This window comes from Sphingomonas sp. FUKUSWIS1 (assembly GCF_000733135.1).
Classification (GTDB): Bacteria; Pseudomonadota; Alphaproteobacteria; order Sphingomonadales; family Sphingomonadaceae; genus Sphingomonas; species Sphingomonas aerolata.
On the sequence record NZ_JPJC01000116.1, the window covers coordinates 1,759 to 15,550 of the forward strand.

Below are 13,792 nucleotides of genomic sequence, written 5' to 3' on the forward strand. Positions count from 1 at the left end.
TCGACCTGCACGAGATAGGTCTTGGCCAGCTTGAACTTCGGGTCCGCGATCCGCGCCTGGAGGCGACCGTCGTCGGTCAGCAGCAACAGCCCCTCGCTGTCGCGATCCAGCCGCCCCGCCGGATAGACGCCGGGCACCTCGACGAACTGCGACAGCGTCGCGCGCGGCGTCGGCGACTTCGCGTCCGTGAACTGGCTGAGGACGTCGTAGGGTTTGTTGAAGAGGATCAGGCGGGGCATGGCGGGGCTTTGACGTATTCTGGGGTGGTTTTGACTGCAGATGCGATGCGACAGGGCGCTATCGGTGCAGCCGAGGGTAAGCACGGCAAATCCGCTAACTATTGATAAATAAAGGTATCTATTTTGGCGTCGTGACCGTTGCGTTAGCCGTTTAGACCAGATGATGCAATGGCCTTGCGGTAGGAGAACGTGACGAAACGGATAGCGGATTGAAGGTGATCTTGCTATCAAGTTGCGATGACCAGTAACGAGCGCCTAAGTCACACTCTTGTTGCCATTCCGATTGCACATATTCTCGGGTCGGCGTTTTAGCTGTATAGCTACTGTTTAGGATTTGGCGCGGATCTCGTAGTGCATGCGTCCGCTGCTGATCTCGTATCCGTGTCTATTAACGATATGGTTCCGGTATACGTCCTATCCCTCATCATACCACTTTTGCTGACTTTGGCGCGGTTGAGTTATCCTAACCCCTATACGATCGACAAAATCAACGCGCTACCTGAAGACCAGAGAGTTAAGGGAATTTCTCACTTCCGTACATTTCGGCGGGTCGTAATGGGAACAGCGATCTCAGCATTTGCCGTCTGTTCAACCATAATACTCTGGAGGCTGTGGAACGACGACCAGTTCTCATATCGGCTGTTATGGGTGGGCATTCTATTGCCGGGAACTCTTTTGTGGATGTTATTCTGCGAAAAGCGTGGGGTCAGCAACTGGACTTATGAAGCAGGATCCATTCTTAGTAACTTTCTCATTGCTCTTTTTTGCATAGGCGCCGGGCACGGGCAGGCGGATCGTTTTAGGACATATAAAGAGGCTAAGAATAGCCATACAGCATGCTCTCGAGCGGTAGTCTTAAGGCAAATGTCTGGTAAATTTTTAGCTATAATGCCTGATAATTCACGGGCCCTCATATCTGATGACTGCAAGGTAAAGTTTACTGTACCTGCTCCGAGGGGTAGGTCGCCTCATCAGGTTGCTCCGCAGGCAAAAAAGCCTGTTTCATCGACAACGGTTAAGCAAAGGGTGGGCAGGCCTAATCTGCCCACGGAGAAAAATTGATAGAGATTTGCGAGAGGGTAGTTCAGACAGGAGTGAGCGAACTTTACTCCGTATGCGCGGCCCCAGCCCCAGGCGATTATGATACGGCTAGAGTGACTTGCGTTATCGCCCGTAATTTCTCCATTCCTGCATGACGTGTCACAGTTAGCGAACGATCCGCTATCGGAACTGTCCAGAACAACCTAGCGAGACTGTGAGCAGCGCCGGCGGGCCGAGGGTGGCGTTACGCTCACGCAACCTAGCGCGGATGCTCTCGGCGGCCATCCCTTTCGGACACATAAGACTTGTTTCCCCGCGAAGGCGGGGATTCAGACTGGGCTCCCGCCTTCGCGGGAGAACAGGGGAGGGCATGGTGTCTTGCGAACGCCGGCTCGTCGTTGTTCGGGGGATATGGGGGCCAGTGCTTTCTCGCATTGACGCCGGTACGATAACGAAAAGGGCCGCGGTGTTTCCACCGCGGCCCGTTCGTTCGATCAGAAATTCCGCAACCCTTACTGGTCGAGGAAGCTCCGCATTTTCCGGCTGCGGCTCGGATGCTTGAGCTTGCGCAGTGCCTTTGCCTCGATCTGGCGGATGCGCTCGCGGGTCACGCTGAACTGCTGGCCGACTTCCTCGAGCGTGTGGTCGGTGTTCATGCCGATGCCGAAGCGCATGCGCAGCACGCGTTCCTCACGCGGGGTGAGGCTCGCCAGCACGCGCGTCACGGTTTCCTTGAGGTTCGCCTGGATCGCGGCATCGACGGGGATGATCGCGTTCTTGTCCTCGATGAAGTCGCCGAGATGCGAATCCTCCTCGTCGCCGATTGGCGTTTCGAGGCTGATCGGCTCCTTGGCGATCTTCATCACCTTGCGGACCTTCTCGAGCGGCATGGAGAGGCGCTCGGCCATTTCCTCGGGCGTGGGCTCGCGGCCCTGCTCGTGGAGGAACTGGCGGCTGGTGCGGACCAGCTTGTTGATCGTCTCGATCATGTGGACCGGGATGCGGATCGTGCGGGCCTGGTCGGCGATCGAGCGGGTGATCGCCTGGCGGATCCACCAGGTCGCATAGGTGCTGAACTTGTAGCCGCGGCGATACTCGAACTTGTCGACCGCCTTCATCAGGCCGATATTGCCCTCCTGGATGAGATCCAGGAACTGAAGCCCGCGGTTCGTGTATTTCTTGGCGATCGAGATCACGAGACGCAGGTTCGCCTCGACCATTTCCTTCTTGGCGATACGCGCCTCGCGCTCGCCCTTCTGGACCATGTTGACGATCCGGCGGAACTCGGTGAGCGCCATGCCGGTCTGCTGCGTGATGTCAGCGATCTCGGCGCGGATGCGCTCGACCGCCTCGCTCTCGTTGGCGACGAACGCGGTCCACTTCTTGTCGACCTTGTTGACCGTCGCCAGCCAGTTCTCGTCGATCTCGTGACCGATATAGCGATCGAGGAAGTCCTTGCGCGGCACCTTGTGGCGCTCGGCGAGGCGCAGCATCTGGCCGCCCAGCGCGGTCAGGCGGCGGTTATAGGCATAGAGCTGATCGACGAGATATTCGATCTTGGCGTTGTGGAACTGGACGCTCTCGACCTCGGCGGTCAGCTCCTCGCGCAGCTTCTGATACTTGCGCTCGTCGGCGGCCGAGAAATCGCCGCCGATGCCCATCGCGTCGACGCGGCTCTGCTGGATCTTGCTGAACTTCTTGTAGAGCGCGGTGATGTTGGCGAAGCGCTCGAGCGCGATCGGCTTGAGCTGTTCCTCCATCTGCGCGAGGCTGAGGGTGTTGTCCTCCTCCTCGTCGTCGGACGCGCGCGGGGCGCGGCGCTCGCCATCCTCGTCCTCGTCGGCGGACGGCTCTTCGGGCTCGGCCTCTTCCTTGAACGAGGGGCCGGCGTTCTTCTCGCTGATCTCGCCGTCGTCGGCCTCGCCGTCCTCGGCCATCGCCTCAGGCGCGGGGTCCTTCGACAGCATCGCGTCGAGATCCATGATCTCGCGCAGCTGCATCGTGCCCTCGTTGAGCGCGGTCGACCAGTCGATGATCGCGTTGAAGGTGATCGGCGATTCGCACAGACCCAGGATCATCGTGTCGCGACCCGCCTCGATCCGCTTGGCGATCGCGATCTCGCCCTCGCGGCTGAGCAGCTCGACCGCGCCCATCTCGCGAAGATACATGCGGACCGGATCGTCGGTGCGATCGACGGTCTCCTTCTTCTTCTCGATCGCGGGGCCTGTGTCGGCCTCGGCGTCGGCGGCCTCGGGCTCGTCGTCGTCGTCCTTGGCGGGCTCGGCTTCGCCTTCCTCGCCGGCTTCGTCGTTGTCGACGATGTTGATGCCCATCTCGCTCAGCGCGGCGCTGATGTCCTCGATCTGGTCGGACGACATCTCGCCCTGCGGCAAGGCCTCGTTGAGCTGATCATAGGTGATGTAGCCACGCTTCTTGGCGCGCGCGATGACCTTCTTGATCGACGCATCGTTCATGTCGATCAGTGGCGCATCGCCGGTGTCGTTCGTCTCGGCGGGTTCCGCCATGTTCGCCTTAGCCATCAATCGCCCTCGGTACCCAACGCTCGGGCGTCTTCGTTCGACTGTACAAGATTTGCAAGTCGGACTTCCAACGCCTGTTTCTCTCTTACCATTGCCACTTGTCGTTCGAACGCATCTTCGGTGAAGTGCGTCTGCATCGCCGCGGTCGCCTGTTTGAGCGCCGCATCGACCTCGGGACGCGCGACCATGATCGCGATCGCCTCGTCTAGGTCGGCGCGGACGCGGGCGGGATCGGCCGTGGTCTGCGTGAACGAGTAGGGCATCGTATCGGCTCGCAACAGGTCACTCGCGACTGAATTGAAACCGGACCTCGCCAATATGGTGAGCAAGCGGCCGCTATCAAGCTTCTGGTCCTCAAGTGCAACATCGACGACCGCCTCGAACAGCCGGCCGAGCGCGCCGTCGATGAGTTGCAGCGGGCCCAGCACCTCCATGTGGCGGGCGATCTCGACCGGATGGCGGATCAGCCCGGCGAGCACGGCTTTTGCCAGCACGCGGTCGATTCCCGTGGCGAGGAAGGCCTTTGCGTCCTCGGTGACCGGCGCGGAGGGGGGCTTCCACCCGCCCTTGGGGCGTTCGCCGCGGGGGACGAAGGGCGCGCGGACGGGTTTGAAATGCTTGTAGAAGCGGTCCTTGAACTCGGACTGATATTCCTGCTTCACCGACGGATCGGCGATCCCTTCGGCAAGCTCGTGGAGACGGCGCTTGAGGCCGGCGCGCTGTTCGGGGGTGTCGAGGGCCTCAGCGGCGACTTCGGACGCCCAGAGGCGGTCGACGAGCGGTTCGGGGGTTTTCAGCAGCGCCTCGAACGCGCCGGGGCCGCCCGCGCGGACGAGATCGTCGGGGTCCTGGCCTTGCGGGAGCGTGACGAAGGCGAGGCTGCGGCCGGGGGCGAGCAGGGGGAGCGCGCGGTGTGCGGCGCGCAGGGCTGCCTTCTGGCCGGCAGAGTCGCCGTCGAAGCAGAGGAGGGGGACGTCGACCATCCGCCACAGCCGTTCGAGCTGTGCCTCGGTGAGCGCGGTGCCGAGCGGGGCGACCGCTTCGCCAAAGCCGGCCTGGGCGAGCGCGATGACGTCCATATAGCCCTCGACGACGAGGACGCGGCCGGACTTGCGCGACGCGGGGGCGGCGCGGTCGAGATTGTAGAGCGTGCGGCCCTTGTCGAAGAGCGGGGTGTCGGGGGAGTTGAGATATTTGGGCTCGCCGCCGTCGAGCACGCGCCCGCCGAACGCGATCGTCCGGCCGCGGGGGTCGCGGATCGGGATCATCAGCCGACCGCGGAACCGGTCATACGGGTCCTTGCCGTCGACGCTGATCAGCATGCCCGATTCGACGAGCATCGGATCGCCGTAGGTCTTGAGCGCGGCTTTCAGCTTGCCGCGGCTGTCGGGCGCGAACCCCATGCCGAAGGCGCGGGCGGTCTCGGGCGTGATGCCGCGGCGGTCGAGGAGGGCGCGCGCGTCGTTGCCCGCGAGGCCGTTCAATTGCTCGACGAACCAGTCGGCGGCGTCGGACATGACCTCGTGCAGGCCCTTGGCGCGTTCGGCCTTGGCGGCGGACTGGCGGTCCATCGCGGGCATGTCGAGCCCGGCGGCCTGGGCGAGCTCCTTGACCGCGTCCATGAACGGCAGGCCGCGCTGGTCGGTCATCCACTTGATCGCGTCGCCATGCGCGGAGCAGCCGAAGCAGTGGTAGAAGCCCTTGTCGTCGTTGACGTAGAAGCTGGGCGTCTTCTCGTTATGGAACGGGCAGCAGCCCTTGTGCTCGCGCCCGGCCTTGGTGAGCTTGGTGGTCTTGCCGATCAGCGCCGACAGCGACGTGCGGCCGCGTAGCTCGTCCAGAAATTGCGGGGTCAGGGCCATGCGCGCGAGTATAGCTCGGTATCACTGTTGGGGTGATACCTGCAATCCGAAGAGGAGAAGAAGCAGGGCTTGTTCGCGCGGAGGCGCGGAGGCGCGGAGGGGGTGCGTCCGCCGGGAGCGGGTGCGCACCACTATCGCCGCGCAGCGGCAGATAAGAGCAATACTTGCGCTGACGCGCAGCAGAAGCCCCGAGCGCAACCCCCTCCGCGCCTCCGCGCCTCCGCGCGAACAAAATCTTCTTAAGACAGCGCCGCCTTCACCAGGCCACTCGCCTTGCTCATGTCCAGCTCGCTCGCGTGGCGCGCCTTCAGTTCGGCCATGACGCGGCCCATGTCCTTCATGCCGGTCGCGCCGAGTTCGTCCTTGATCTTGAGGATCGCGGCCGTCGTCTCCGCCTCGTTCATCTGCGCGGGCAGGAATCGTTCGATCACCGCGACCTCCGCGGCCTCGGCGTCGGCGAGTTCTTGGCGGCCGCCGTTCGAAAACATTTCGATCGACTCGCGGCGCTGCTTCACCATCTTCTGGAGCACTTCGATCACCAGCGCGTCGTCGCTTTCGGGCGCCTTGCCGGTCCGCGCCTCGATGTCGCGGTTCTTGATTGCGGCCTGGATCAACGAGATGGCGTTGCGGCTCTCCTTGTCGCCGGCCTTCATCGCGGTGAGCTGCGCGGCCTTGATGTCGTCGCGAATCATATACGGGTCTTTCAGGCGGTTCGGGATAGCCGGACGCGATAGCGCGTCGAGCCAAGGTTTAACAGATTGACGCTGCGGCAAGCCGGCCTTAGCGGACACCACTTAGCGACATCGTCAACGTAAAGAGAGTGCCCAGCCTGATGGCCGACGCCCAGCCTACACCCATGTCTTCGGCAAAGCCCGCCGGCGCGACCGGCGTGCTCGTGCTTGCCAATGGCGACGTGATCTGGGGGCGCGGGTTCGGCGCCGAGGGCGAGGCGGTCGGCGAGGTGTGCTTCCACACCGCGATGACCGGATACCAGGAGGTGCTGACCGATCCGTCCTTTGCCGGGCAGATGATCTGCTTCACCTTTCCGCATATCGGCAATGTCGGCGCGAACCCCGACGATATCGAGGCGGACGACCCACACGCGCTGGGCATCATCGTCCGCGAGGATGTGACCGGGCCGTCGAGTTTTCGCGCGGTCGAGGGCCTCGACGGCTGGATGAAGCGGCATGCGCGGATCGGCCTGTCGGGGATCGACACGCGCGCGCTGACGCGGCGGATCCGCGTCGGCGGCGCGCCCAACGGCGTGATCGCGCATTCGGCGAGCGGCGAATTCGACGTCGCCGCGCTGCTGGCGATGGCGCGGGGCTGGCCGGGCCTCGAGGGCATGGACCTCGCCAAGGGCGTGTCGACCGAGATGCATTATGGCTGGGGGGATCAGGCGCCGGGCGGCACGTGGCGGCTGGGGTTTGGCTATGGGGAGAGCGGTGCTTCGACTGCGCTCAGCACGAACGGGGAAGGGGATGCGTCGCCCCAACCGTTCGCGCCGGGCGAAGGCGATGCCCCCGTCGCGAGCGCGGCCCGCCCGCATGTCGTCGCGATCGATTACGGGTCGAAGCGCAACATCTTCCGCAACCTCGTCGCGGCGGGGGCTAAGGTGTCCGTCGTGCCCGCCACCGCGACCTATGACGAGGTGATGGCGCTCGCCCCCGACGGCATCTTTCTGTCGAACGGCCCCGGCGATCCCGCCGCGACCGGCGAATATGCCGTGCCGGTGATCCGCCAGCTGCTCGAGACGGGCAAGCCGCTGTTCGGCATCTGTCTGGGCCATCAGCTGCTCGGCCTCGCGGTCGGCGCGACCACGACCAAGATGTTCCAGGGCCACCGCGGCGCCAACCATCCGGTCAAGCGCCTGTCTGACGGCGCGGTCGAGATCACCAGCATGAACCACGGCTTCTCGGTCGAGCGCGACAGCCTGCCGGCCAACGTTCGCGAGACTCACGTGTCGCTGTTCGACGGGTCGAATGCGGGGCTCGAGCTGACCGACAAGCCGGCCTTCTCGGTGCAGTATCATCCGGAAGCGAGCCCAGGGCCGCAGGACAGTCTGTATCTGTTCGAGCGGTTTGTGGGAATGCTATGAAGCTGCTGCTGTTCCTTGCGAGCCTGGTCGTCAGCCAGTCGGCTTGCGCGCAGAAGGGACAGAGCGATGAACAAATCGCCCAGACGTGTCAGATCTCACTCGAAAGCTATCATACAACGCGCGCATTGGTGAAAGCCGGCCCGGTCGGCAAGCTCACCAAAGCGGGCAGATGTTACCTTTCTAGGAATGCAGACCGCCGCATCATGCTCGGGTATATTTCCGAGCCGCCAACGGAATCGAAGTAAATGCCAAAACGCACCGACATCACCTCGATCCTCGTCATCGGCGCAGGACCCATCGTCATCGGCCAGGCGTGCGAGTTCGATTATTCGGGCACGCAGGCGATCAAGGCGTTGAAGGAGGAGGGTTACCGGATCGTCCTCGTCAATTCGAACCCCGCGACGATCATGACCGATCCCGAGCTGGCCGACGCGACCTATGTCGAGCCGATCACGCCCGCGATCGTCGCCAAGATCATCGAGAAGGAACGGCCTGACGCGATCCTGCCGACGATGGGCGGGCAGACCGCGCTCAACACCGCGCTCGCGTTGTTCCATGACGGCACGCTCGAGAAATTCGGCGTGACGATGATCGGCGCGGATGCCGATGCGATCGACATGGCGGAGGACCGGCTGAAGTTCCGCGACGCGATGGACCGGATCGGGCTGGAAAGCGCGCGCTCGGCGATCGCACATACTGTCGAGGAAGCGCTGGAAGGGCTTGAAAAGACGGGGCTTCCGTCGATTATCCGGCCGAGCTTCACGATGGGCGGCTCGGGCGGCGGCATCGCGTATAATCGTGAGGAGTTCATCGCGATCGTCCGCAACGGGCTCGACCTGTCGCCGACCACCGAGGTGCTGATCGAGGAATCGCTGCTCGGCTGGAAAGAGTACGAGATGGAGGTGGTGCGCGACCGCAAGGACAACGCGATCATCATCTGCTCGATCGAGAATGTCGATCCGATGGGCGTCCATACCGGCGACTCGATCACGGTCGCGCCGGCGTTGACGCTGACCGACAAGGAATACCAGATCATGCGCAACGCATCGATCGCGGTGCTGCGGGAAATCGGTGTCGAAACAGGCGGTTCGAACGTCCAGTTCGCAGTAAATCCGAAGGACGGCCGGCTCGTCGTCATCGAGATGAACCCGCGCGTGTCGCGCTCGTCGGCGCTGGCGTCGAAGGCGACGGGCTTCCCGATCGCCAAGGTCGCGGCCAAGCTCGCGGTCGGCTACACGCTCGACGAGATCGAGAACGACATCACCGGCGCGACGCCCGCGAGCTTCGAGCCGACGATCGACTATGTCGTCACCAAGATCCCGCGCTTCGCATTCGAGAAGTTCAAGGGCGCGTCGAGCACGCTCGGCACCGCGATGAAGTCGGTCGGCGAGGTGATGGCGATCGGTCGCAACATCCATGAATCGATGCAGAAGGCGTTGCGCGGGCTCGAGACGGGGCTGAGTGGGTTCAACCAGGTCGATCATCTGGTTGGCGCGCCGCGCGCGGAGATCGAGGCGGCACTGGCCGTCGCGACCCCCGACCGGCTGCTGGTCGCCGCACAGGCGTTGCGCGAGGGCTTCACCGTCGCCGAGGTGCACGCGATCGCGAAGTACGATCCGTGGTTCCTCGAGCGGATCGCCGAGATCATCGCGGCCGAGGCCGAGGTGATGAAGGACGGGCTGCCGATCGACGCGACGGGGATGCGGCGTCTGAAGAGCATGGGGTTCAGCGACAAAAGGCTCGCCTGGCTCGCGCTGCAATCCGCCAATCTGCGCGGCATGAACCGCGGGATCGCGCGCGGGTCGGGGCTGATCCACGAGGTCGTCAAGGCGATGACCGGCGGCGTGACCGAGGAGGAGGTGCGCCAGCATCGCCTGAAGCTCGGTGTGCGGCCGGTGTTCAAGCGGATCGACACCTGCGCGGCCGAATTCGACGCCAAGACGCCGTATATGTATTCGACCTACGAGGCGCCGAGCTTTGGCGAGCCCGAGAACGAGTCCGCGCCGACCGACCGGAAAAAGATCGTCATCCTCGGCGGCGGGCCGAACCGGATCGGGCAGGGGATCGAGTTCGATTATTGCTGCTGCCATGCGTGCTTCGCGCTCGCCGATGCGGGCTATGAGACGATCATGGTCAACTGCAACCCGGAGACCGTGTCGACCGATTACGACACCAGCGACCGGCTGTATTTCGAGCCGTTGACCGCCGAGGACGTGCTCGAGATCCTGCATGTCGAGGCGTCGAAGGGCGAGCTGGTCGGCGTGATCGTGCAGTTCGGCGGGCAGACCCCGCTGAACCTCGCGCGTGCGCTCGAAGCCGCCGGGATTCCGATCCTGGGGACGACGCCCGACGCGATCGATCTGGCGGAGGACCGCGAGCGGTTCGCGGCGCTGATCACCAAGCTGGGGCTGCTGCAGCCTGCCAATGGCCTTGCGCGCAGCCGCGACGAGGCGGTCGCGGCGGCCGAGCGGATCGGCTATCCGGTGCTGATGCGGCCGAGCTATGTGCTCGGCGGGCGGGCGATGGAGATCGTCGACACGCTGGGGCAGCTCGAGCACTACATCGCGACCGCGGTGCAGGTGTCGGGTGACTCGCCGGTGCTGATCGACCAGTATCTGCGCGATGCGATCGAGGTCGATGTCGACGCGATCTGCGACGGGACCGATGTCGTCGTCGCGGGCGTGTTGCAGCATATCGAGGAGGCGGGCGTCCATTCGGGCGACAGCGCCTGTTCGATCCCGCCTTATTCGCTGTCGGCGGAGATCGTCGCCGAGATCGAGCGGCAGACGATCGCGCTCGCGCATGCGCTGTCGGTGGTCGGGCTGATGAACATCCAGTTCGCGGTCAAGGACGGGCTGGTCTACCTCATCGAGGTGAACCCACGCGCGTCGCGGACCGTGCCGTTCGTCGCCAAGGCGATCGGTGCGCCGATCGCCAAGATCGCGGCGCGCGTGATGGCGGGCGAGCAGCTGAAGGACCTGCCCAAGATCGACCGGCATATCGATTATTATGCGGTGAAGGAGGCGGTGTTCCCCTTCAACAAGTTCCCCGGCGTCGATCCCGTGCTGTCACCCGAAATGAAGTCGACCGGCGAAGTCATGGGAATCGATCCCGATTTCACGATTGCCTTCGCCAAGGCGCAGCTGGGGGCGGGGACGATCCTGCCGACCAAGGGGAGCGTCTTCGTCAGCGTGAAGGACAGCGACAAGGCGATGATCGTCGAGGCGGTCAAGGCGCTGGTCGACACCGGCTTCTCGATCGTCGCGACGGGGGGTACCGCGGAGCATCTCGCCCGCGCCGGCCTGCCGGTGGAAACGGTCAACAAGGTCGCGCAGGGGCGGCCGCATATCGTCGACCGGATCAAGGACGGCGACATCGCGCTGATCTTCAACACGACCGAAGGGTGGCAGAGCCTGAAGGACTCGCAACCGATCCGTGCGTCCGCGCTCGGCCAGCGGATTCCCTACTTCACGACCGCCCCCGCCTCGCTCGAGGCGGCCAAGGCGATCGCGAAGCTTTCGACGCACAGCCTTGAAGTACGGCCCTTGCAATCCTATTATTCGCAGTCGCACAACTGATCCCGACATGAGAGCGTGATGTGTGAGCGGGCCGCGTAACGGCTTGCGTTGGGTAATGAATTGGGGACGAGATATGGCGACCGTCGAAAAGATGCCAATGCTGCAAGAGGGCTATGAGACGCTGTCGGCGGATCTGAAGCGCCTCAAGGCCGAACGCCCGACGATCGTCGATGCGATCGAGGAAGCGCGGGCGCATGGCGACCTGTCGGAGAACGCCGAATATCACGCCGCCAAGGAGCGTCAGGGCCAGGTCGAGGCATCGATCTCGGACATTGAGGACAAGCTGAGCCGCGCGCAGATCATCGACCCCAAGGAGCTTTCGGGCGACAAGGTCGTGTTCGGCGCGACCGTCACGCTGCTCGACGAGAACGACAAGCCGGTGAAGTACCAGATCGTCGGCCAGACCGAGGCGAACGCCAAGACCGGCCGGATCTCGTACAACTCGCCGCTGGGCCGCGGGCTGATCGGGCGCAAGCTCGACGAAGAGGTCGAGGTCACGGTGCCCGCGGGCGAGCGCTATTACGTCGTCTCCAAGATCGAGTTCATCTAGGCATCATGACATTTTTCGAGACGCGGGCGACGGCGATCATCACGATCGTGACGGTCGTGATCTCGGGGCTTTTGCTGGTAACCGGCGCGCTGCCCTATTGGGTGGTGAATGCGGGCTTCATCCCGCTCCGGCTGACTGAGCTGGGCATGGCGGGCGGTCACGACTTTGCGATCCCCGCCTGGGCGACGCCGCTGACCGCGGCGCTGCTCCATGGCGGCTGGGCGCATCTCGCGCTCAACCTCGTCATGCTGGTCTATTGCGGCCAGTTCGTCGAGCGGGCGATCGGTACCGCGCAGATCGTCGTCCTCTACATCGTCGGCGCGTATTTCGCGGCGGCCGGGCAATGGGTGCTCGATCCGCGATCGATCGCGCCGATGGTCGGCGCCAGCGGCGCGATCTCGGCGGTCGTGGGTGCCTATGCGCTGCTCTATGGCGAGCGACGCGCGCGCGCGATCGGGCCGGTGCCGGCGGGGGTCGTGCACGTGCTATGGCTGGCCGCGGCGTGGATCGGCATTCAGCTGATGATGGGGGTCGCGGGGTTCGGCGCTTCGGTCGGGGCCAATGGCTCGATCGCGGTCGGCGCGCATATCGGCGGGTTTCTGGCGGGGCTGGTGCTCGCGCGGCCGTTGTTGCTGTGGCGGTACCGGACGGCCTGAGGGGCCGGATGCTGGTTTAGCGGTCCAAAATTCTTCCGTCATCCTGACGAACGTCAGGACCCAGATTTACGGAACGTGTCGCCTGTGGCTCTGGATCCTGACTTTCGTCAGGATGACGGGGGTGGGGATGAGCCGGTAGGCAGGTGACGCCGGATGGCGTCTGCGGCTCTGGGTCCCGATTTTTGTCGGGATGACGGGAGGTGGGTGACCGTCTTTTGCCAGCTATAGCGAGTAGAGGCGGTGGGCGGTCGGGCACCGGGTGCCGACCGCGGTCCGGGCCGCCTCGTCGCCGCGCGGCGTGTTACGCCGTCGGGTTCGTCGTCAGGTTCGGTTCGAGCATGCGGTGGAGATGCACGACGACGAACTTCATCTCGGCATCGTCGACCGTGCGCTGCGCCGCAGCACGCCAGGCCTTTTCGGCGCTGGCATAGTCGGGGAACACGCCGACGAATTCGATCTTGCTGAGGTCGTTGAAATCCAGGGTGCGCGGGTCGCTGACGCGGCCGCCGAATACGAGATGAAGCTTGCTCATGCGCTGCTGTCCTTGGAATGGGGGTTGCAGACGCCCTAGCGTGTTCGACCCGCGCTTTGAACCCTTTGCGGACCGGTCCTTTAGCCGGGGGTCTTTTGCGAAACGGCCTTCGCACCTGCGGTACCCGCGGTGGTCAGCGCCTTGACGATCCCCTCGACGAGACCCTTGGCCTGGCCACGGGCATTGTCCTTGGTAAGGCCGAGCTCGCCGAGCTCCGACTGGCCGGCCGCCTTGGCGGCGGCGGTGGCGGCGATCGCGGTCTCGCCGAGACGCTTGCCGAGCGGCGCGAGCAGCGACTTCTCACGCGCCGAGCGCGGGATCAGCACACCGGCGAGCGCACCGACGACCAGGCCGCCGACGAGAATGCCGAGCGGGTTGGATTCGAGGCTGTTGACGGTACGACGTGCGGTCTCCTTCGACGCGTCGAGCGCCTCGGCGGCCTTGTCGCCGGCGTCGTGATAGACCTTGGCGGCGGTGTCGCGGACGGTGTCGAGACCCTCGCGCAGACGATGTTCGGCGTTTTCGATCTTGGTGTGGGCGTCGGTCATGGGACGGTCCTTCTGATTTCCGGCGGCGCCATCGGGACGCGGCCGGGACAATATGGTTGGGGCGCGATCAGCGCCCGCGGCGAAACAGTCCGACGATACGGTGACGGGCGAGAAACAGTCCCGCCACAGCCGCAGCGCCCGCGGCGGG

11 protein-coding genes are annotated in these 13,792 nt (G+C 64.2%); 5 read left to right on the plus strand and 6 right to left on the minus strand.

Annotation, left to right across the window (positions count from 1 at the left end; translation table 11 throughout):
* The 4 genes from sphsw_RS20360 to sphsw_RS08225 form a co-directional block, all read right to left on the minus strand.
* Positions 1-239, minus strand: a 239-nt coding sequence (locus tag sphsw_RS20360; protein ID WP_042466849.1) for a pseudouridine synthase, incomplete at its 3' end; no start/stop codon positions are given.
* 1,553 nt (positions 240-1,792) lie between these two features.
* The gene (gene rpoD / locus sphsw_RS08215) at positions 1,793-3,820 is read right to left on the minus strand and encodes an RNA polymerase sigma factor RpoD (protein ID WP_031440180.1); all 2,028 of its coding nucleotides are present in this window, start codon (positions 3,818-3,820) and stop codon (positions 1,793-1,795) included.
* Complete coding sequence (gene dnaG / locus sphsw_RS08220; protein WP_031440181.1) at positions 3,820-5,682, minus strand: DNA primase; 1,863 nt, start codon at positions 5,680-5,682, stop codon at positions 3,820-3,822. The genes rpoD and dnaG overlap by 1 nt, the downstream gene beginning before the upstream one ends.
* A 239-nt stretch (positions 5,683-5,921) precedes the next feature.
* The gene (locus sphsw_RS08225) at positions 5,922-6,374 is read right to left on the minus strand and encodes a GatB/YqeY domain-containing protein (protein ID WP_031440182.1); all 453 of its coding nucleotides are present in this window, start codon (positions 6,372-6,374) and stop codon (positions 5,922-5,924) included.
* A 140-nt stretch (positions 6,375-6,514) separates the two neighbouring features.
* On the opposite strand from sphsw_RS08225, the gene carA reads away from it, so the two are divergent.
* From carA to sphsw_RS08250, 5 genes are all read left to right on the plus strand, one after another.
* The gene (gene carA, locus sphsw_RS08230) at positions 6,515-7,780 is read left to right on the plus strand and encodes a glutamine-hydrolyzing carbamoyl-phosphate synthase small subunit (protein ID WP_031440183.1); all 1,266 of its coding nucleotides are present in this window, start codon (positions 6,515-6,517) and stop codon (positions 7,778-7,780) included.
* Entirely contained in the window at positions 7,777-8,025 is a 249-nt protein-coding gene (locus sphsw_RS08235) for a hypothetical protein (RefSeq protein ID WP_031440184.1), read from the plus strand. Before carA ends, sphsw_RS08235 begins: the two co-directional genes overlap by 4 nt.
* Positions 8,026-11,358, plus strand: a complete 3,333-nt coding sequence (gene carB / locus sphsw_RS08240; RefSeq protein ID WP_031440185.1) for a carbamoyl-phosphate synthase large subunit — start codon at positions 8,026-8,028, stop codon at positions 11,356-11,358.
* A 73-nt stretch (positions 11,359-11,431) separates the two neighbouring features.
* Positions 11,432-11,908, plus strand: a complete 477-nt coding sequence (gene greA / locus sphsw_RS08245) for a transcription elongation factor GreA (protein ID WP_031394601.1) — start codon at positions 11,432-11,434, stop codon at positions 11,906-11,908.
* Between the two features lie 5 nt (positions 11,909-11,913).
* Complete coding sequence (locus sphsw_RS08250) at positions 11,914-12,564, plus strand: rhomboid family intramembrane serine protease (RefSeq protein ID WP_031440186.1); 651 nt, start codon at positions 11,914-11,916, stop codon at positions 12,562-12,564.
* 301 nt (positions 12,565-12,865) lie between these two features.
* On the opposite strand, the gene sphsw_RS08255 is transcribed toward sphsw_RS08250, so the two are convergent.
* Positions 12,866-13,096, minus strand: a complete 231-nt coding sequence (locus sphsw_RS08255; protein WP_031440187.1) for a DUF4170 domain-containing protein — start codon at positions 13,094-13,096, stop codon at positions 12,866-12,868.
* Positions 13,097-13,176: 80 nt separating this feature from the next.
* Positions 13,177-13,644, minus strand: a complete 468-nt coding sequence (locus tag sphsw_RS08260) for a hypothetical protein (RefSeq protein WP_042466851.1) — start codon at positions 13,642-13,644, stop codon at positions 13,177-13,179.
* Positions 13,645-13,792: the final 148 nt, after the last annotated feature.

Bases quoted from the DNA above. Each gene is read 5' to 3' on its own strand.
- rpoD (WP_031440180.1), bottom strand. From the start codon at position 3,820: ATGGCTAAGGCGAACATGGCGGAACCCGCCGAGACGAACGACACCGGC.
- carB (WP_031440185.1), top strand. From the start codon at position 8,026: ATGCCAAAACGCACCGACATCACCTCGATCCTCGTCATCGGCGCAGGA.
- greA (WP_031394601.1), top strand. From the start codon at position 11,432: ATGGCGACCGTCGAAAAGATGCCAATGCTGCAAGAGGGCTATGAGACG.
- sphsw_RS08250 (WP_031440186.1), top strand. From the start codon at position 11,914: ATGACATTTTTCGAGACGCGGGCGACGGCGATCATCACGATCGTGACG.
- sphsw_RS08260 (WP_042466851.1), bottom strand. From the start codon at position 13,644: ATGACCGACGCCCACACCAAGATCGAAAACGCCGAACATCGTCTGCGC.
- sphsw_RS08235 (WP_031440184.1), top strand. From the start codon at position 7,777: ATGAAGCTGCTGCTGTTCCTTGCGAGCCTGGTCGTCAGCCAGTCGGCT.
- sphsw_RS08225 (WP_031440182.1), bottom strand. From the start codon at position 6,374: ATGATTCGCGACGACATCAAGGCCGCGCAGCTCACCGCGATGAAGGCC.
- dnaG (WP_031440181.1), bottom strand. From the start codon at position 5,682: ATGGCCCTGACCCCGCAATTTCTGGACGAGCTACGCGGCCGCACGTCG.
- sphsw_RS08255 (WP_031440187.1), bottom strand. From the start codon at position 13,096: ATGAGCAAGCTTCATCTCGTATTCGGCGGCCGCGTCAGCGACCCGCGC.
- carA (WP_031440183.1), top strand. From the start codon at position 6,515: ATGGCCGACGCCCAGCCTACACCCATGTCTTCGGCAAAGCCCGCCGGC.